15 protein-coding genes are annotated in these 20,525 nt (G+C 57.8%); 8 read left to right on the forward strand and 7 right to left on the reverse strand.

All coding sequences use genetic code 11. From position 1 onward, the window contains the following. The first annotated feature begins 14 nt into the window (after window positions 1–14). The 6 genes from JK202_RS00075 (at window position 15) to eat (ending at window position 8,156) form a co-directional block, all read left to right on the forward strand. Complete coding sequence (locus JK202_RS00075; protein ID WP_211556843.1) at window positions 15–2,099, forward strand: phosphocholine-specific phospholipase C; 2,085 nt, start codon at window positions 15–17, stop codon at window positions 2,097–2,099. Then, entirely contained in the window at window positions 2,096–3,343 is a 1,248-nt protein-coding gene (locus tag JK202_RS00080) for a haloacid dehalogenase-like hydrolase (protein ID WP_211556846.1), read from the forward strand. The genes JK202_RS00075 and JK202_RS00080 overlap by 4 nt, the downstream gene beginning before the upstream one ends. Window positions 3,344–3,456: 113 nt before the next feature. Beyond that, window positions 3,457–4,536: an AraC family transcriptional regulator gene (locus JK202_RS00085; RefSeq protein ID WP_211556848.1), complete on the forward strand. Its 1,080-nt coding sequence runs from the start codon at window positions 3,457–3,459 to the stop codon at window positions 4,534–4,536. Window positions 4,537–4,642: 106 nt separating this feature from the next. Further along, window positions 4,643–6,019, forward strand: coding sequence for an ethanolamine ammonia-lyase subunit EutB (locus tag JK202_RS00090; protein ID WP_211556850.1), 1,377 nt, complete (start codon window positions 4,643–4,645; stop codon window positions 6,017–6,019). After that, complete coding sequence (gene eutC / locus JK202_RS00095; RefSeq protein WP_211556851.1) at window positions 6,016–6,774, forward strand: ethanolamine ammonia-lyase subunit EutC; 759 nt, start codon at window positions 6,016–6,018, stop codon at window positions 6,772–6,774. Before JK202_RS00090 ends, eutC begins: the two co-directional genes overlap by 4 nt. Continuing rightward, window positions 6,771–8,156, forward strand: coding sequence for an ethanolamine permease (eat, locus tag JK202_RS00100; RefSeq protein WP_211556853.1), 1,386 nt, complete (start codon window positions 6,771–6,773; stop codon window positions 8,154–8,156). Before eutC ends, eat begins: the two co-directional genes overlap by 4 nt. Before the next feature lie 88 nt (window positions 8,157–8,244). On the opposite strand, the gene JK202_RS00105 is transcribed toward eat, so the two are convergent. Genes JK202_RS00105 through JK202_RS00115 form a run of 3 tightly spaced genes read right to left on the reverse strand, consistent with a single transcriptional unit; the run spans window position 8,245 to window position 10,858 of the window. Further along, window positions 8,245–9,156 (reverse strand): TauD/TfdA family dioxygenase, encoded by a 912-nt coding sequence (locus JK202_RS00105; RefSeq protein WP_211556855.1) that lies wholly within the window; start codon window positions 9,154–9,156, stop codon window positions 8,245–8,247. Between the two features lie 50 nt (window positions 9,157–9,206). Further along, window positions 9,207–10,055: an ABC transporter permease gene (locus JK202_RS00110; protein ID WP_211556857.1), complete on the reverse strand. Its 849-nt coding sequence runs from the start codon at window positions 10,053–10,055 to the stop codon at window positions 9,207–9,209. A gap of 2 nt (window positions 10,056–10,057) precedes the next feature. After that, on the reverse strand, window positions 10,058–10,858 hold the full coding sequence (locus JK202_RS00115) for an ABC transporter ATP-binding protein (RefSeq protein WP_211556859.1): 801 nt from the start codon (window positions 10,856–10,858) through the stop codon (window positions 10,058–10,060). A gap of 118 nt (window positions 10,859–10,976) precedes the next feature. On the opposite strand from JK202_RS00115, the gene JK202_RS00120 reads away from it, so the two are divergent. Next, window positions 10,977–12,023: an ABC transporter substrate-binding protein gene (locus JK202_RS00120; RefSeq protein ID WP_211556861.1), complete on the forward strand. Its 1,047-nt coding sequence runs from the start codon at window positions 10,977–10,979 to the stop codon at window positions 12,021–12,023. Between the two features lie 31 nt (window positions 12,024–12,054). On the opposite strand, the gene JK202_RS00125 is transcribed toward JK202_RS00120, so the two are convergent. The 3 genes from JK202_RS00125 to JK202_RS00135 are packed head-to-tail and all read right to left on the reverse strand — an operon-like array spanning window position 12,055 to window position 18,433. After that, the gene (locus tag JK202_RS00125; protein WP_249199474.1) at window positions 12,055–13,476 is read right to left on the reverse strand and encodes an arylsulfatase; all 1,422 of its coding nucleotides are present in this window, start codon (window positions 13,474–13,476) and stop codon (window positions 12,055–12,057) included. 29 nt (window positions 13,477–13,505) lie between these two features. After that, window positions 13,506–15,854, reverse strand: a complete 2,349-nt coding sequence (locus JK202_RS00130) for an arylsulfatase (RefSeq protein WP_211556866.1) — start codon at window positions 15,852–15,854, stop codon at window positions 13,506–13,508. A 59-nt stretch (window positions 15,855–15,913) separates the two neighbouring features. Next, window positions 15,914–18,433, reverse strand: coding sequence for a TonB-dependent receptor (locus JK202_RS00135; protein WP_211556867.1), 2,520 nt, complete (start codon window positions 18,431–18,433; stop codon window positions 15,914–15,916). Window positions 18,434–18,658: 225 nt separating this feature from the next. Between JK202_RS00135 and JK202_RS00140 the strand changes: the two genes are divergently transcribed. Continuing rightward, window positions 18,659–19,015, forward strand: a complete 357-nt coding sequence (locus tag JK202_RS00140; protein WP_249199475.1) for a sulfatase-like hydrolase/transferase — start codon at window positions 18,659–18,661, stop codon at window positions 19,013–19,015. Window positions 19,016–19,066: 51 nt separating this feature from the next. Here the strand turns inward: JK202_RS00140 and JK202_RS00145 are convergent, their stop codons facing one another. Next, window positions 19,067–20,506, reverse strand: a complete 1,440-nt coding sequence (locus JK202_RS00145; protein ID WP_211556868.1) for a sulfatase — start codon at window positions 20,504–20,506, stop codon at window positions 19,067–19,069. Between the last annotated feature and the right edge of the window lie 19 nt (window positions 20,507–20,525).

The following is a 20,525-nucleotide window of genomic DNA, read 5'->3' on the forward strand; positions in this document are numbered from 1 at the left end:
ACAGGGGAGCGTACATGCCAAAGATCAGCCCGGGCCGACGGTTTTTCCTGAAAGCCGGAGCTGCCGCGACCGGCATGGCGCTTCTGCCCGACAACATCCGCAAGGCTCTCGCCATCCCGGCCAACCGGACCACTGGCACGATCCGCGATGTCGAGCATGTTGTCCTGCTCATGCAGGAAAACCGCTCTTTCGATCATTACTTTGGCTGCCTCGGAGGCGTGCGGGGTTATGGTGACCCCCGTGCCCTCCGTTTGCCAGACGGGAACTCCGTCTTTTCCCAGCCGGATGAACAGGGCCACCAGGTCCTGCCTTTCCGGCTGAACACGGTTCATACATCCTCTGCCTGCCTCGCCAGTCTTGATCACAGCTGGAAAGGGTCACAGACCGTCTGGAACGAGTGGAATGTCTGGGTCCCCCATAAAACCGTCATGACCATGGGGCACTTCACCCGCGAAGACATCCCCTATTATTATGCGCTCGCTGAAGCCTTCACCATCTGCGACGCCTATCACGCCTCCATTTTCGGGCCGACCAATCCAAACCGGCTGTATTTCTTCACAGGTACGAGCGGTCTGGCAGTCGGCAATACCGGCCAGCAGGTCACGGTCAATGTTGATGATGGCAACCCTTCAGCCGACAGCACACACGACAATCCTGCCTTCAGACCCTTTGACTGGAAAACCTATCCCGAATGCCTGCAGGCTGCAGGCGTTTCATGGCGGGTCTATCAGGAATACGACAACTTCACTGATAACCCTCTTCAGTCCTACGCGACTTTTCGGCAGGTCCCCGAGCAGAGCTGGCAGCACCAGCGTGCCCGCAGGATCGTCCCCGGGTCTAATGCCCATAACAGCGCGACCTCTGAAGGACGGTTTCTGGTCGAAGCCTTCGAGAAAGACGTCGCCTCGGGAAACCTGCCACAGGTCTCATGGATCGTCCCTTCGCAGGCCATGTCGGAACATCCTGACGCACCACCGGGCTACGGCGAGAGTCTGATTTCGCGCCTGATGGACGTGTTTGTCCGACACCCGGATGTGTGGGCAAAAACCGTCTTCATTCTGAATTATGATGAAAATGACGGCTTTTTCGACCACATGCCCGCGCCTGTCCCTCCCCTGACCCCCAATGACCCAACACAGGGTTATTGTTCTGTGTCTCTGGAAGGTGAAGCCCTTGGGAACGTTCCTGTCGGGCTGGGGCCGCGCGTCCCAGCCATTGTCATTTCCCCCTGGACGAAAGGCGGCTGGGTCAACTCCCAGCTTTTCGACCATACATCCGTATTGCGGTTCCTGGAGGCACGCTTTGGTGTCCCTGCCCCGAACATCACCCCATGGCGCAGAACTGTTTGTGGTGATCTGACAAGCGTTTTCGACTTTACCGCCAGTGACCCGGACTGGACCATTACCCTCCCAGATACGGAGCATTATCTGGCTGAAACACGAGCCTCCTGCCGCCTGCCTCCACCGGTGATTCCACAACCCCAAGCCATGCCAAAGCAGGAGATCACCCAGCGCCCTGCCCGCCCACTCCCCTATGCCCTGAATGCGGATCTACTTCACGACGGTAACGGGCAGATTATCCTCCGTCTCGCCAATACCGGAGCGCAGGGTGCTGTCTTCCAGCTTCAGCAAACAGGCTTCCCCATGCGGCACTATACCCTCGCTGCGGGCCAGACCCATGAGATCCAAGTAGGGTTGCGGGACGGTCAGACGATGAATCTTCATGGGCCGGACGGCTTCCATCGCATGTTTTCCGGCGCCCACATGCCGCAGGCCATGCTTGAGACAGATATCTCCCAGGGAGAGGTCACGCTGACGCTCGAAAATACGGCGTCCGGAACGCGACATTTTTCCATCATCTCATCCTACGCACCTCACGATATCCGGACGGTGTCCCTGCTGCCACGACAGAGCGCGCATGTTCCCTGGAACATTGTTTCCAGCGACCATTGGTATGATCTCATCGTGACAGAAACACCGGCAGAACACGTCAGCGCATCCACGAAGACTACCCGTCAGAATACGCTCCGCTTTGCCGGGCATCTTCAGACCGGTCGGGCAAGCCGAACCGATCCTCTGATGGGCGGACACAGCGCATGAGTATGCCCAGTCGCAGACACTTTCTGGCTGGCACGGCAGCCCTCCTTGGAACCTGCACCGCGACCGGCGTTTCGCGCGCGGATGATACGGTTCTGTCTCCATTGAAATGGGCTCCCCGTAATCATCGCCTCCTGTCGGAACTGATCTCCGCTCAGCCAGTTCATGCGCGCCCCTATGCTGTTTTCGACTGGGACAACACGTGCATTTTCGGCGATTGTGAGGAAGCACTCCTGCAATACATGCTCGAAACTTTCAGTTTTGCGCTGCCACCAGACCAGTTTCATCGCGTGATCCTGCAAGATGTTCCAGAAGGCTCCCTTGGGCCGGATTTTCTTAATCTGGACGGTCAGGCAGTGCGCTTTGCACATCTCGCGGACGATATGACACGCGATTATGCTGAACTCTGGTCCCGATACGGAGGCTGGTCTGCAGAACGGCCTGATATTCCCGCCGCTACTCCGGCCCTGGCAGCACTGCGGACGCGGCTTTTGTTCAGCTATACCGCGATTGATGCTGTGGCTGGACCAAAAGTCGCACTGTACTGGATCATCCGTCTTCTGGGCGGTCTGACAGAGGCCGACATTGCCAGACTGGCGGGGCACGCAAACCGCTGGGCTCTTGGGCGCGATATCGGAGAGACTAGATATGTCACGCCATCAGAGCGTGCCGGAAAATCCGGTCTTCTTCGCCATACGGTCCGACATGGATTACGTCTGACACCGGAAATTGCAGACCTGCAGGCTGCGCTCCGTCATGCCGGAATTGATGTTTTTGTGTGTTCCGCCTCACTCGAAACAGTCGTGCGCGTTTTCGCCACTGACCCTGAATTCGGCTACGGCCTTCCCCCACAGAATATTTTTGGAATTCGCATGGATGCGTCCGCAGGAAAGCTCGGAACACATCCTGCACCAGACTGGCCGCTCACTTATGGTCCCGGAAAAGTTGAGACAATACGCCGCAGACTTGTTCGTGAAAGAGGACATGGCCCGCTGCTCGTCTGCGGAGACAGTGGCGGCGACACCGCCATGCAGACTGCCTTTCCCGACACACGCCTCTCTCTGATCGTAAACCGGCTGTCTGTCGGCGAAGAAGGAAGGCTCAGCCAGCAGGCAGCAGAAGAGATAAGCACGATCTCGCCTCGCATGATCCTTCAGGGCCGGGACGAAAATACAGGCGAATGGCGACCTTCCGAGCAAACCATAGCCTTTGGCACCCGGACGCCCAGGCTTCTGGCACACTCCTGAAACGCATGCCTGCTTGACAAAACTCGTTTCGGAACGAGATTTATATCCAGCACGCATCAAATCGTGGCAACATGGAGTGACTGCGGGACGCCCTGTCCCGATTGTGAGGGGAGATGACCCTGTTCTCTGCACGCTTTCCGATCAACGGCTATCTGCCTCCGCCTTCCCAGAATGGCGAACAGACCGGAAGCGTGCTGGCTGCGGCCCTGACGGGCGCGAGCTCTTTCATCCGTCAGCTGGGTTGCGATCCGGACATTATCGCCCGATCAGTCGGCCTGCAGGTTGCTGACGAACAGCCCCCCACATTGGCTTTGCGGCTTGAAGACTACTGCAACCTGTTTGAAGAGGTCGCCCGACAATCAGGCCGCTATGACAGCGGGCTGATCTACGGCCAGCAGTTCCAGCCCGACCAGCTCGGGCTGATCGGTTACATTGCCCTTACCTCGGCCACACTGGAAGCCGCGCTCGTCAATCTGGTTGAACTATTTCCCTACCACCAGCGCGCCACCCAGACACGCCTTGTCCGGATGCCTGGCGGTTTTCGTATCGAATATCGCATTACCGATCCCCTCATCTCTCACCGGGCGCAAGACGCAGAACTGACGATGGGCATGTTCTGCAATGTTTTTCGTCGTGCCCTCGGAAACAGCTGGCGCCCTGATGCCGTGTGGTTTGAGCATACCCGTCAGGCCAGCACGGCTGATTACGCAGCCGCATTCGATGCGCCCGTCTTTTTTCAGCGCGACACCACAGCACTGCTGTTTTCCGATGCCGGTCTCGATGTCCGCATGCCGGCAGCGAATACAGGGCTGCTCGCCGTATTGCGCGAGAGCCTGACACGCCTGGATCATTCCGCAAGCCTTGCTGCAGATCGCCGTGATGACCTTCTGCTGCAGGTCAGACGGGAAGTTCATGACATGTTGCCGCAGGGCATCGTGAAATTACCCGTTCTGGCAGAAAAGCTGGGCGTCCCCAGATGGACGCTTCAGCGCCGCCTGGACTCGGTAGGCGTGACTTATACTGAACTCGTGGATGAGACCCGTCGCAACATGGCGCAGTCCTATCTGCAACAGCGTGGCATGCCTATCGGCGAGATCGCTTATCTGCTCGGCTATTCCGAAGTCAGTGCTTTCAGCCGCGCCTTTCGCAAGTGGTATGGCGTCTCCCCGCAGGCATTTCGCAAGGGGAAATGATAGTGCAGGATGTCAATCAATTGTGTCTGCCAGACGGTTGAATTGCTTCCGTCCATGCTAGGGTCGCTTTCTAGGCAGATCTGGATTGTGGCAGGACAACAGCGTTTTGGTTCATCGCATTTCCCTTTCAGGCGAAACATTTGTCTTCCAGAACCTGAAGGATATCATGGCCTGTGCCTCTCCCCTGCGCTCGGGAGACGAACTGGCAGGCATAGCTGCAACGGATCCCGTCAGACGTGTTGCAGCCCGGGAGGTTCTTGCTGATCTTCCGCTCCGTCACTTTCTGGCGGAAACCCTCATTCCCTACGAAACTGACGAGGTCAGCCGCCTCATCATAGACAGCCATGATGCCACTGCCTTCGCGCCGGTTTCGCATATGACCGTCGGTCAGTTCCGGGACTGGCTGCTGAGCTATGAGGCCGATGCCGAAAGCCTCGGGGCGCTTGCACCCGGCCTTACTCCGGAAATGGTCGCAGCCGTCAGCAAGCTGATGCGCAATCAGGACCTGATTTCGGTCGGCCGGAAAATGCGGGTCGTAACCGCATTCCGTAACACACAGGGCCTCCCCGGCCGTCTGGGATCACGCCTCCAACCCAACCACCCGACAGATGACGCCGACGGCATCTCCGCAGCACTGCTCGACGGCCTGCTCCTTGGCGCCGGAGATGCGGTTCTGGGGATCAATCCGGCCTCGGACCATATCGGTAAAGGAATGGATATTCTGTGGCGTTTCGACGATATCCGGCAACGCTATGACATGCCCGTGCAGAGCTGCCTGCTGACGCATGTCACCAATACCATCAGCATGATCGAAAAAGGCGCACCGGTCGATCTGGTCTTCCAGTCTATCGCAGGTTCCGAGCAGGCCAACAGCGGCTTTGGAATTTCTCTGGCCACTCTGTCCGAAGCCTGGCTGGCGACCCGTGAGCTGAACCGTGGAACCGTTGGCACAAACGCCATGTATTTCGAGACTGGCCAGGGGGCTGCGCTGTCCTCCAATGCCCATCACGGTGTGGACCAGCAGACCATGGAAGTCCGGGCCTATGCCGTCGCCCGCGCCTATCCCCCGCTTCTGGTCAATACAGTCGTGGGTTTCATCGGTCCCGAATATCTCTATGACGGCAAGCAGATCATCCGTGCGGGGCTGGAAGATCATTTCTGCGGCAAGCTCATGGGACTGCCGATGGGGTGCGACGTCTGCTACACCAACCACGCCGAGGCCGATCAGGATGACATGGACAACCTGATGATGCTGCTCACGGCTGCCGGCGTAAATTTCCTGATTGCAGTGCCCGGCGGCGATGATGTCATGCTCAGCTATCAGAGCCTGTCCTATCATGACATCCTGACGCTGCGTTCGGTTTTCGATGTCCGTCCGGCCCCGGAATTCGAGTCCTGGCTCGAACGGATGTCCCTTGCAGACAGGGGACGTCTGCGTATGAACCAGCCTTACGCCCTCCCTGGGTTCAGGACGGGCCCATGACGTCTCCCGTTCAGGATCCTTGGGGCTCGCTTCGTCAGTACACGCGCGCCCGGATTGGCCTTCCAAGAACGGGCGACAGCATCGCGGGCTCCGAAGTCCGTGCCCTTCAGGCAGCACATGCCAGTGCCCGGCGCGCGGTCCACGCTTCGCTCGATCCGGCCAGGCTGAACCTTGAATGTCCCGCCATCGAGGTCCGAAGTCAGGCAACAGACCGCTCCGAGTTCGTACGCAGGCCTGATTTTGGGCGCAGGCTGGATACACCATCCATCACACGGCTGAAGCACGCGGCTCAGGACGGCCCCTGGGACCTTGCTCTTGTCGCAGCCGACGGTCTTTCAGCCTTTGCCGTGGAACGACAGGCCATCCCGCTTCAAAGTGCCATCCATACCGCACTTGACCAGACCTGGCGCATGTCTCCGCTGATCATTGCCCATAATGCCCGCGTGGCTCTGGGAGACGAGATTGGCGAACTGCTCGGTGCGACATGCGTCGTCATGATGATCGGAGAGCGGCCCGGTCTGAGTGTATCGGACAGTCTGAGCCTCTACATGACCTGGAATCCAAAAGTCGGCCGTCAGGACTCCGAGCGCAACTGCATCTCCAACATCCATGCCCACGGCCTTTCCATCGGGGAAGCCTGCCACAAGCTCTGCTGGCTTCTGGACGCAGCCCGCCGACTGGGACGAACCGGCGTTTCTCTCAAGGATGAAAGTACGGACATGAAGATCCTGCCCCAGCAGAAGAGCATCCCATGACAGAACGCTCCAAACCGCAGCTTTCCCACAGCCTTGGCCCCGTGCAGCTCTGGGCGATTGCTGTAGGGCTCGTCATTTCCGGGGAATATTTCGGCTGGAGCTATGGTTGGGCCAGCGCTGGCACGCTGGGCTTTCTCATCGCAACCATCTTTGTTGCCCTGATGTATCTGGCCCTGATCTTTTCCTACACTGAACTGACCACTGCCATGCCGAAGGCGGGGGGACCATTCGTCTATGTCAGTGCGGCGTTCGGGCGCAGAGCGGGCCTCATCGCGGGATATGCCTCAGCCGCCGAATTCATCTTCGCGCCCCCTGCCATCGCACTGGCCATCGGATCGTATCTGCATGTGCAATTCCCGGCCCTCCCCCCAAAAGCCGGTGCCGTCGTGGCATATCTGCTTTTCATGGGCGTCAATATCGCCGGGATACAGGTTGCAGCCAGCTTTGAACTGATCGTCACAATCGCCGCCATCGTGGAGCTTCTGGTCTTCATGGGTGTCGTCTGGCCCGGATTTTCCTGGCACCGTTTCGTGATGCATGGCTGGGGTGGGAGCGACCATCTTTCCTGGGCCGTTCCCGGAGGCATTGCAGCGTCCATTCCCTTCGCCATCTGGTTCTTTCTGGCTATCGAAGGGGTCGCCCTGACCGCCGAAGAGGCACGCTCCCCCAGACGTACCCTGCCCATCGCCTATACGGCCGCCATCCTCACCCTTGTCGGGCTCTCATTCGGCGTCATGATCCTCGCCGGTGGGGTTGGGGACTGGAGAGAACTTTCCAACCTGAACGATCCTCTGCCTCTGGCAATGAAAACCGTCGTCGGCCCCCATAGCCCCTATCTTCACATGCTCGTCTGGCTCGGCCTGTTCGGTCTGGTGGCGTCACTGCATGCCATCATCATGGGGTGTGCGCGCCAGATTGCCGCACTTGCACAGGGCGGCGGACTGCCCCGCTGGATGGGGCTTGTCTCCCCACGCTTTCATACGCCCTATGCCGGGGTGCTGGTCTGCGGCACGATCGGCATCCTTGCCATTTTCAGCGATGATATCCTGTCTTTCGGTGGAGAAAGCCTGACGGCGTCCATCGTCACGATTTCTGTCTTTGGCGCTCTCACCATGTACATCATGACCATGGCGAGCCTTTTCAGACTTCGCAAAATCGCCCCCGATATGCCACGCTTCTGGCATGCGCCGGGATACCCGGTCGTTCCCGCTTACGCCCTCATGAGCGCAACACTCTGTCTTGGCGTCATCAGCTTCCAGAAACCCCTGCTTCTGGGATTTTACGTGGTCATCATCGCCCTGATGACAGGGGGAAGTTTCCTGTCTGACAATCGCACAAAGAGATCGCAAAAAGACGTGCCAGTTTTCGATCCCAACACGTAACAGACGATCCCGGCACTTTCAGGGATGAATTTAAATATTCTGTTCAGACCTGAATACACTTGTCCGAACAGAATATTTTCTCTTTTTTTCAGGATACGAGGCGTTCCTGACTGCGGCGACCATCGACTCCCACAGGGACGTCCCCCTTTACGGTACTGCGACGCAGGAGACGTGGCTCGTCCCGGGCGTAATCGTTGACCGCACGATGCTGGGTTGCCTGGTTATCCCAGATCGCCACATCCCCCGGCTGCCAGGACCAGCGCACCGAGTTGTCGACTGACACGATATGCTCCTGGAACAGTTCCAGAATGCGCTGGCTATCGCGCGTCGTAATACCGACGAAGTTTTTCACGAAATGCCCCAGAAGCAGGGTGCGCTCTTTAGTGACCGGATGGATACGCACCACCGGGTGCTCTGTCTCGTAGCGGGTTCTGGTGAAGACACCTCTATATTCAAGAGCTTCCTTGGACACATCCACCCGATGACCGGCATAATCATAAACATTCGTATGAACGGCCCAGAGCGTATCAGCAAAAACCTTGAGTGGTTCCGGAAGACGTTCATAGGCAAGCGTCGTATTGGCCCAGACCGTATCACCGCCCACCGGTGGAATAATGACGCCACGAAGAACGGAAACCTTGGGATAATCCGGAACGAAGGTGACATCCGTATGCCAGCTGTCGGCCCGACTTCCCTTGGTGCTGTCGATGGACATGACCGCTGCCGTTCCGTCGGAGGCAGGAACAGTCGGATGGGGCACCAGCTCGCCAAACAGGGCCGCGAACCGCTCCTGCTCCGCATCCGTCAGTTGATTTTGCCCCCTGAAGAAAATGACCTTGTATTGGTGGAGCGCATTTTCGATCTGCGAAAATGTTGCGCGGTCAAGATCCCCCGTAAGCCTGACACCGCTGATCTCTGCACCGAGCGCGCCTGCAACAGGACGGATCTGCAAGGTTGTGCTGTCAGGAAGACTGCTTGTTTTTGTGATGACTTCAGACATTCTCGTTTTCCTTCAGTTCAAAGAAAAAAGCATCGGCCAGCGCAGGAAGCCTAAGGAGCCTTCCAGCGCAGAAGCCGCTTTTCGACAGAGACAAGGACAGAGTTGGTAAGACTGCCGATAACCGACAGCACGAGGATGGCCGCGTACATTCCGGGAATATCAAAATCGAGCTCGGAGGCGTTGATCAGATAGCCCAGCCCGGCACGCGAGCCGACCATTTCCGCGGCGACAAGCACCAGCAGCGCGGCAGCCGCTGCAAGTCGCACGCCGGTAAACACAGAGGGAATTGCACCCGGAAGAACGATTTTCCGGAAGAGGTCAAAGCGGTTGAGCCCCATGGAACGCCCCGCCTTGATCCAGAGCGGGTCCACACCACGCAAGCCGGTGATTGTTCCCAGAAGGATTGGCCAGACGGCAGCATAGAAGACCATGATGATCTTCGAGCTCTCCCCGATCCCCAGCAACAGCGTAAACACTGGCAACAGCGCCAGAGCGGACGTATTGCGGAACAGTTCCAGCACCGGATCAAATACCTGATGCAGGCGCGGTGAAACCCCCAGAAGCAGCCCGAGAGGGACGCCGACCACAATTGCCAGCGCAAGCCCCGGAATGGCCCGGAGAAGACTGGCCAAAACATGGACACCAAGCTGTCCAGACGCAAACCCTGTCCAGACGGCCTGGAGAACTTTGGAGAGCGGCGGTAAAAAGAGCGGATCAACCAGCCCTGCCCGTGGCGCGATTTCCCACAGGGCTGCAAGCAGAACAAGAGCAATGCTCTTGCGAAAAGCGCTCACGCTCCATCTGGCGATATGGCGCAGCGAGAGCGTCACAGGCCGCGTTTCGACAGGTGGCGAAACCGCGAAATCCATGATGGCACCGGAGGTTTTCTGCAGCGCCACTGTCAGGCCCGACCCGCACCGTGGGAAAGCAGACTGCGGACATAGTGCCGCAGATGCCCGTACTGCGGATGCGCCCGGACGTCATCGATGCTGGCGTCCGCGGGAAAGGGAAGAGTCACGACATCCACGATGCGTCCCGGCCCCGCCGCCATGACCACCACTTTCTGTCCGAGTGAGAGGGCTTCGTCGATATCGTGAGTGATGAAAATGATGGTTGCGGATGTCCGCTTCCACAGTCGCCGCAATTCCGTCTGAAGGGTTTCGCGGGTCTGTGCATCAAGCGCACCGAAGGGCTCGTCCATCAGAAGGACTTCAGGCTCCACTGACAGGCTGCGTGCGATTGCAACACGCTGGTTCATGCCGCCAGACAACTGGTGGGGATACCGGTCCGCCGCATGTTCCAGCCCCACAAGATCGAGAAAGTGCCGGGCACGTTTATGCCGCTCTCCCCGCGGTACACCCGCTGCGGCAAGTGCGAAGACAATGTTTTCCAGAGCGCTTTTCCACGGCAGGAGGGCATAATTCTGAAAAACGACACTTCGCTCAGGACCCGGCTTCGTAACCGGTCGCCCATCCAGAAGAACACGTCCCGCCGTCGGATCCGTTAAACCGGCCGCCAGATCCAGAAGTGTGGATTTACCGCAGCCACTTGGCCCTACAAGGACGACGAACTCTCCCGCGGCGATATCAAATTCGATATCGCCCAGGATCGGCTCACCAGCCCGCGGGCTGGACACGAAGGCCTTGGAGAGATGATCGAAACGAAGTTTCGGGGCTGATCCCGTTTCGTGGAGTTCTGGCATGGAACAATACCACCGTTCGGATAGGTTATTTCTATTAACTTGCTACATTTATTAGTAGGATAATATAAAAACATATCAGTCAAGTGATTCTGAAAAACAGGGACTCCGTGAAGTGAATATGAATTTGCGTCCGTCACAGGGGGCCACACGGCGTTCCTTTCTGAAGAATACAGCCCTTTGCGCGGCAACCGCCTTCGCTGCCCGCCCCTTTGCCAAAGCGGCCGGGACGTTACCCGGAGAAACCCTGCGCTATCAGGGATGGGCGGGTGTCGTGCTGTTTCCGGAACTTGCGGATGATCTCGGGCTTCTTGCCCCACTGAAGCTTCAGTGGGTGGGCAACACCACCAGTGGCCCACAGGATCTTCAGGCAACGGTCACGAACAACACTGATTTCGCAGGGGCATTTAACGGTTCCATCATGAAAATGATTGGAGCGGGCGCTCCTGTCCGGGCGGTTCTCGCCTATGCGGGTTCGGATGCACGCAGTTGCATGGGCATTTTCGTGCGCGGATCATCCGTCATCAGAACCGCGCGGGACCTGATCGGGAAGGTCATTGGCGTTAACACTCTGCGTGCGCAGGGAGAATGTTTCGTCGATCAGTATCTGCGGCAGAACGGTCTGACGGATGACGAGATCAGACAGGTCGTCCTGGTTGGAATTTCATCGGTTGTTGCCGAAACGGCTTTGCGGCATGGCACGCTTGATGCGGCGGTGCTGCCAACATTTTTCCGTGATGCTGCTCTGGCACATGGCGGATTGCGCGAACTGACGACGGATTATGAGTTTTATGGCGCAACGAATATGGACAGCGTCATTCTTCGCAACGACATGCTTCAGAATGCGCCCGATCTGGCACAGCATTTCGTCGCGGCCACAGCCCAGGCCATTGCGTGGGCCCAGAATACCCCGCAGGCGGACGTCATTGCCCGATATGTTTCCATCATCAGAAAACGAGGCCGTGATGAAGGTGTCTTTCCAGCCCGTCACTGGCGCTCGACAGCGGTTGTCACAAAGGGAGGTGTGATCCGGCCCAGAGATTATACCCAGTTCCAGCCCTGGTATGCCTGGCGCAGAGACGCGCATACAGCGTCCCTTGCGCCTGAAAGCATCTATACCAACCGCTTCAATCCTTTTGCGACCGAAGCGCCTCTTGAAAAAGGATAGCGTGTTGCTCCCTGCTTCTACGCCCGACCGCTCAAAGAGCGATCGGGTATTCGCGCGAAGGTTTGTGGGCCGCCGCCATTTGTGCCGAAAGTCTGCTGACGACGTCAGGGTATTTCGCCGCAACATCGCGTTTTTCGCCCGGATCTGCTGCCAGATCGTACAATTCCAGACGGGATGAGCCGACAGGGCGTACGATTTTCCATTGCCCCTGACGTGCGGCCTGCCAGAAAGACGGTTCATAGGTTTCCCAGTAAAGCAGCCGCTCCGGCAGAGCATTGCTTCCCAGAAGAACGGGTGTCAGATCATGCCCATCCGTGTCTGGCGGACTGTCTTTACCTGCAAGCCCCGCAGCGGTCGGCAGAAAATCCGGATGATAAACGGGCGTCTCATCCTTCACTCCGGCCGCAATGTGACCGGGCCAGCGGGCAATGAGCGGAACACGGATGCCGCCTTCATAAAGCTCGCGTTTATACCCCCGCAAAGGTCCGTGGGAGTTGAAAAACGTCACGACCTCTGTCTGTTGCGAAGTCGGCTCGGATCGTGGGCCATGGTCGGACGAGAGAAACACGATCGTGTCCTCGTCCAGTCCAAGCTCTCCCAGGGTCCGCAGAATACTGCCAACTCCTGCATCCAGAAACTCGATCATCGCTGCGTAGGTTTTCTCTGATGCCCCCCACGTCTCTCCGGCATAGTCACCTTCGGCCGGCGTGACGTACGGACTATGCGGCGCGTTGTAGGCCACCGTCAGGAAAAAGGGCTTCTGACGATGTCGCCTGATGAAGTCGCAGCTCTGGTCCGTCACGATATCCGTTTCGTAAACCGCGCGCCCTCCTCCGGCATTTCCCGGAACGTCCAGCAGAGTGGTGCCGTCATACCATTTCTCCGGAAAATACCCCTGGGTCTTTTCCGTCTGCGTCAGCCAGCCATGAAACTCGTCAAACCCGTGTCGGGTCGGGATCGCATCCGGATCATATCCATCCAGATGCCACTTCCCCACCAGACCCGTTTCATATCCCTGCCCCTTGAGTACCGATGCGACTGTCGGCTCCTGATCGGCCAGGTTAGCCCTTCGGATCTTTTCCTTACCCTTGAAGCCGACAACGCCACCGGCAAGCGCAAAATTGTCGCGGATGGAGGCATGGCCCATATGGCGCCCGGTCATGAGTGCACACCGGGACGGAGAGCAGATGGGTGCCCCCCCATAGGCCTGTGTGAACTGCATGCCCTGAGCCGCCATCCGGTCGATATTGGGCGTCCGGATTTTCGTCTGTCCGTAACAGCCCAGATCATACACCCCCAGATCATCCGCGATAATGTAGATGATATTGGGCAAGCGGGGTGTTGCCTTGGAGGCAGCATACGCCATCTTCCCCGACATCCCCATAACTGCCGTGCCCGCCAGGAGCGCCCGGCGGCTGACACTGTTCTCACTGGAATTGACCTGATGGGACAAGATGCGTGTCCTCCTGGAGAAAACAGGCTTCATTGATTGGTCAATCCCGGCGTGGTGAGCGTGACCTTATCGATATGCCCCGTAAATGCTGCCGGAACGGTGTAGGCCGGACTAACGGCAGAGCCCAGATCCCGACCGATATCGAGTGTCTCCTTCGATGACAGGGCGATATTGCTGAAATGCGCCTGCCCCGCCGGAGCCCCGTCAACTGAGAGGGTGACTGCTGCGGGCACAGGTTTTCCGCCTACCCAGCGACGGATCATCTCCGCTGCAGCATCTGTTTTGCCGGTTTTACGCTCCTGTTCGGGCGTAACCGTCACGACGATATGCCGTTGCCCGACCGCCAGCGGCGCAGACGTCACGATCTGGCCTGTACGCACGCCATGTGCGTTCACTTCATAAACAAGGCGTCCGTTCGAGACGTAGAGCGCAACGCCGCCATACCGTCCGCCCTCAGCGAAAATAACCCCCTGTGCGCCACCGGCCGGAATATTGATGTCCGCACTCAGCGTGTAAGGATCGTTCCCCAGATCAGGCGCAAACCTCGTGCTGACGCGGTCCACACCGGAGCGATACGTAAAAACCGTCTGGCCGGTTGCCGTCCCCAGCGGATACGCATCTATTCCGGGCCGGATCGGATCTGCGTGATTGCGGATGGCTTCCTTCTGGAACAGAGCCTGAAGCTCTTTCAGTTTTTCAGGATATTTCGCAGCCAGATCATGCGCCTGACTGTAATCATCGCTCAGCCGGTAAAGCTCCCACGGATGCGTCCTGGGCTGCACGCCTCGGGCAAGATAGACCCGGTTGTCACCAACCTCCCAGGTCTCCTGCGCCAGTTGTCCGGCCCACCAGCCATCGGAATAGATCCCCAGATTTCCGCTCGTCGTGAAATACTGAACTCTGTGCCGGGAGGGCGCATCAGGATGATCGAACGTATAGAGCAGACTTCTGCCTTCGAGCGGGATCTGTTCAATCCCCGCCGTGCGCGATGGAGGGGTGATGCCAGCGGCTTCGTAAAGCGTTGGGGCGATATCGTTCAGATGCCCGAACTGCCCTCTCAGACCATTGGCATCATGGATGCGTGCGGGCCATGAGATCACCAGCGGATCCGTTGTCCCTCCCAGATGGGCGGCGTCCTGTTTCGTGCCCTGAAAAGGAGAGGTCAGCGCCCAGGCCCAGGCGGCGGCGTAGTGATTGAAATAAAGCTCACTTCCCAGCGCACCGCTGTCAGCAAGACGTGTCCTGACGTCCGGTGTGCTGCCGTCAGGGTTCTTGACGTCTTTGCCCAGAAAGCCGCCTTCGGCACTCCCGCCATTATCCCCGAAGACTTCAAGAACGAGCGTATTGTCAGCAATACCCTCGTCCCGAAGTGTTGCCAGAAGCCGCCCGACTTCCTGATCCGTTTCTTCCGCAAAAGCCGCATACACCTCCGCCTGATGCGCAAGAAGCTTCTTTTCGTCAGGCGACAGGCTATCCCACGCAGGCAGTGTGGAAGGCCGTGGCGTCAGTTCCGCATTTGCGGGGATGACACCGAGCGCCTTCTGCCGATCAAAGCTCTGCTGTCGGATGACGTCCCAGCCCTGATCGAACTTTCCTTTGTATTTCGCAATCCATGCCTTTGGAACATGATGCGGCTCATGCGTGGCACCCGTCGCGTAATAGAGGAAGAATGGCTTGTCGTGGGCTACGGCATCATGCTGGTGCATCCAGCGGATTGCTTCGTTGGTGATGTCTGTCGTGAAATAATACCCCTGCTCCGGCGTGGACGATGGCTCTACAGGCGTCTGATCCCGGTAAAGGCGGGGGTAATACTGGTTATCCGCCGCGGCAAGGAAGCCGTAGAAATGCTCGAACCCCCACCGACCGGTCGGCCACAGGTCAAACGGGCCCGCGGCGCTGATCTGCCAGTAAGGTGTGTTGTGCCATTTCCCGAACGCGGCAGTATTATACCCGTGTTCCTTGAGAACTTCAGCAATCGGCGTCACGTTTGTTGGCAGAACGGTATTATATCCCGGATGCTTTGATGCAGCTTCCTCGATATTGCCGAACCCGACCTGCCGGTCATTATATCCCGTGAGCAGCGACGCCCGGGACGGTGAGCACAGGGCATTCACATGGAAATTGTTATATCTGAGCCCGGTACCCGCCAGACGCGTAAGATCCGGCGTTGAAATCGGGCCGCCAAAAACATTTGTCGCGCCAAATCCGACATCATCAATCAGGATCACCACGATATTGGGTGCATTTTTGGGCGCCTGCGGCAATTGCGGCCAGCCCTGCGTTCCCTCGGGCGGCTCCGCAGCCCGGACACTCTGCTGAGCGGCCCCGAACAGAAGCGTGCTGCCAAGAAGAAGGCCCAGATATGTGCGTATTTTCATGACATGTTTCCCATGGCCGTTCCCTGGGTTATGGGAACGGCAGCAGTCGTCCTGCGGGTTCAGTAATTGACGCGCGCAATAAAGCCGAAATTGCGGGGCTGCGTGACATAGGCATACCAACTGCCATTGCCGGAAGCCGCACTTCCCTGCGAGATCTGCGTCACACGTCGCTCGTCCGTCGCATTATTGATAAATCCGGAAAGCTCCCAGCGGCCCTGATGGTCACGCAGCCCGAAGTTCAGGTTCAGCGTTCCGTAAGCCGGCACCCAGCCATAAGCGGAGTTGTTGCTGGAGGTGTTCATGCGCGTATTGTAATTATAGCTCCCGCCAGCATAGGCATCGAGGCGACGGGAAAAGACTTTTCCGATCCCGTGCGAATACTGCACCGCAGCGGATAGGGCCCATCTCGGAACAAACGGGATCTGGGTGTGCGCCAGACTATAAGCGCCCGTCCATGCCACTTCCGGCGGGGCGCTTGTGGAATATTGCAGGAACTGTGCATCGTTATAAGACGCTGAAAGAGACGTCACGAGATTGACGATTGGGCTGTAATGGATATCCATTTCCGCACCACGGACGCGGACTTTTGGCGCACTGCTCAGATAGGACACCAGCGCGCCCTGATATTCGCGGACGGCCGTTACCTGATAATTGTGATCGTTGGTCTGATACAGCGCGCCACTGACCAGAAGACGATTTTGCAGGAACTGCGCTTTCGCCCCGACCTCGAACGCATCGTCCGTCTCTTTCCCGACATTCGGAGATACCGCTCCCTGAGAGAGCTGGTTTGCCGAAAATGATACCAGGTTAAGACCACCGGATTTTCCGCCGCGCCCATAACGGCCATAGATCATGGCGTTATCCGTCAGATGGTATTTCGCAACAAACTGTCCGGTTACGAAACCATTATCGAGATGCGCGCCATATCCCGTATTGGTCCCGTACAGGGCCCAGATTTTCTGCGCCGTCGCCAGAGAAGTTACGGCGGAATTATAACTCCCCGGTGTTACCTGCCACTGGGAGTAACTTCCCGTTTTTGTATCGTAATTATATCTGACCCCTGTCACGAAATCGAGTTTCCGGGTGACGTGCCAGGTCCCGTCCGCATACAGGCCATAATAATTGGTCGTCGGCTGTCCATAGCTGCGGACGTCATAATCGTTCAGGACATTGGATGCCTGTGCTGTGGAAACACCGGCGACAGGCGAACTTCCCGTTCCGTAGCCGTACCAGGCTCCGGCATCCGGCCCATAGCGGGTATCACCGTAAACGCGGTTTTCCTGCCACATGTAGAAGGCGCCCACACGGTAATCGAGCAAATGTCCCCAGTTACTGGAAAAACGGAGCTCCTGTGTGAACTGGTTCTGGTCGACCTTCGCGTTGGAGTTCACGATGGCATTGGCCGGGCCCAGGTCTCCATCATTATGGGGCGCCCAGTCCCACCACCGGAAAGCCGTGATGGAGGACAGCGTGAAATTGGAATGATGCCAGTCTACATGGCCCGAAAGTCCCATGTCTTCCTGTTCAGCATCGGAAAGGGAGCTTCGATTGATGGTATAGGGCGCATTGGATGGTGAGGTTGGAGCATAGCCGGCCCATCCCAGACGCTGTGCAAGCGTTCCCGCGACAGCGCTGCCATCCGTCTTGGTTGCGACGACCTTGTAAAGGCCGCCCGAGCAGCAGTTTTCACGCAGATGGGCGTAATCCCCCGTCAGCCGAATGCTCAGTTCGTCCGTGGGATGATACAGGACCTGAGCCCGGAAAGAGCGGCTTGTCTGCCCGTTAACATCCCCTCCACCCGCAAGGTTCTTGACCCAGCCGCTATTCCCATAACCCAGCGCACTCAGGCGAATGGCAAGCTTGTCTTTGATAAGCGGCGTCGTAACGCCAAGGCTCCAGCGGTTGTAATCATAATTGCCGACCCCCGCTTCCCCATAGACATGACGTGTATGCAGATCCGGTGCTGCTGTCGTGAGCTGAATGGCGCCGGCCGTAGACGTCATGCCCCCTTCCGTCCCGGCAGGCCCACGCAGAACGGTAATGCCGTTCAGGTCGACCAGATCACTGAGCGCGGTAGCCGGGCGTGACCGGTACACGCCATCAACATACACGGACACACCGCCCTCGATCCCATCGGTCGGGGCTGTCCCGGCGGCACCGAGGCCACGGATATTGATGGTTGTATTGCGTGGATTGGAAATGTTGAGCTGAACCGTAGGGAGCAGACGCGCGGCCTGAGGCAGAGCCGTAATATGCTCAGCTTTCAGTTCCTGGGCGCTGATCCGCGTCGCCGCCTGCGGGACATTCTGAAGATCGCGTGTTTCCCTGTCGATCGTCTGGGCCGCACGCTGTGCCTGCGACGCGACCACATGGATTTCCTCGGAATGTGAAGCCGGCGCCTTTCCGGATTTCACGGCCGGATGAGCGGCCAGAACTGATTTGACCGGACGATGTCTGCGCGCAGCATGCGTGGCAGTACTGCTGTCATTGGGATGAGGCGCCTGTGCCTGTGCACTTTCCCATCCTGTTACATCAACCACGGCCGCGATGGCGGTGAGCAGGACATATTTTTTCTTCATAGCCAGAACGCTCCCGGAGCCGCTTTAACACTTATTTTTATAGTTGTTATATCCAAAAACGATATATACTCGTTATAACTTAGTCCATACACCCGCTTGCGATTCGGTGAACATTTATAGTTACTATTTTAGGTAGTTTTATAGGCATCTTGGCGGCTTCGATCACAGCGATGAACGCAGAACAGAATCTCAACCTTACTCACCCGCTGTCAGGAAAGTTTGGCAATGCAGCGACGTGATCTTCTGCTTGCTCTTGGAGGGGTGTCTGCCATGCCTCTTTCTTCAGGCCGTTCACTGGCAGAGCCCTTCTTCAGGAAGACGCCCCGACCCAATATTCTGGTCTTTTTCTCGGACGACCACGCACGCTGGCTTCAGCAGGCTTATGGCAATTCCGAAGTCAGGACGCCCAACATGCAACGCCTTGCACAGCGGGGCGTGCGCATGACCAATGCTTTCACGACCAGTCCGGTTTGCTCCCCGGCCCGAAGCAGGCTGAACCTGGAATCCCAGCCCCTTGCAACCACCGAAAGTCCCTGGCTGCTGGCTCTGAAAAAACCGTCCCCAGCACAGCCTCCCCCTTAAGTTGCCAGGGGGAGGCGTGTTTGCAGCCCGGGTTACCAGACCTGCTGGCCGTCAGTCGTCCGATTTCGGGACACCGTAATGATCCGCGAAATGCGGACCGTCCGCTCCCCAGCTATAGCTTCCCTTGGGGAAGGGCAGCATGGTTGCATTCCACGCGGCCCATTCTTTCTTCAGTCTCGCAAACAGTTCCGGCTTGCGGTCTTTCAGATTGGCCCTCTCACGCGGATCACTGACGACATCAAAGAGAAATTCATTGTCTCCGATTTTCAGATATTTGTAGTCGCCATCCAGATGCGCATGCTGGTCGTGAATTTTATAACGCCAGAACAGCGATCGGGACTGACGCTTTGATGGATCAAGCACGAAAGGCAAAAGACTTGTCCCATCGGATGGGAATGTGGCGTCCGGCGTCGCTCCCGCAGCGGCCAGAAAACTCGGCAGCCAGTCCATTGTGATAAGGGTCTGATCGCTTTCGGACCCAGCCGTCACCCGTGCCGGCCATCTCAGAACCGCCGGCACCCTCAGGCCACCTTCGAGAAGTTCTCCTTTCATACCCGTAAAAGGCCAGATGTCGGAAAAGCGTTCACCCCCATTATCGCTGGTAAACACGACGATCGTATTTTCCGTCAGATGATGGCTGTCGAGCGCCGCAAGTACACGCCCGATCTGGTCATCCATAGCCCTGACCATGCGACCATAGGTTTTCTGCGTTCCGCCATCATAATCAAAGATCTTGCCCTTCAGGCGCTTTGACTCGGCTTCATCCTCCGGCCCTTCCCAGGGCCAGTGCGGTGCATTGAAATGCAGACTGAGGAAGAACGGTGCTGCCCGCCCGGCAAAACTGTCGACCAGACGGACAGCCTCGTCCCCCAGAAGCCGCGTGAGATAACCATGATCGTGGATCAGATGATCATCCCGATAGAACTGATCCTCGCCGGGCTTGCCCTGATGGGTGAAATAATCGGCGGCTCCACCCGAAATCCCGTAGAAATGGTCATATCCACTTTTCAGCGGCCCGAATTCCGGTGGATTTCCAAGATGCCACTTCCCGACCAGAGCCGTTTCGTACCCTGCCCTGTGAAGCTGTTCAGGCAGGGTCGGCAGACCCGGCGGGAGGCCGACTTTGCCGCTGGAAGACGCAATCGGTTCTTCAAGACCACAGGCAATCCGGTCCTGATAACGCCCGGTAATCAGTGCCGTGCGGGTCGCGGAGCAAACCGCAGAATTCGCGTAAGCCCGTGTCAGCTTGATGCCTTCATGAGCGATGCGATCAATGGACGGAGTGGTAAAACCCGGTGTCCCGAAGCAGCTCACATCTGCATATCCGAGATCATCTGCCAGAATAAAAATGATGTTTGGTGCCTTGCCACTCTCAGCAGGCCGGCTCGTGGAGCGGGCCATTGCCCGCGATCCCAGCCCTGTTATTCCTCCAAGACCAATCCCTGCGACGGTGGAAAGGAAGGCGCGACGCCTCTGGACAAATCGGGTCATCTGCGAGCTTTCGATTTAT

The sequence above is a fragment of the Gluconobacter sp. Dm-62 genome, from assembly GCF_018256155.1.
GTDB lineage: Bacteria > Pseudomonadota > Alphaproteobacteria > Acetobacterales > Acetobacteraceae > Gluconobacter.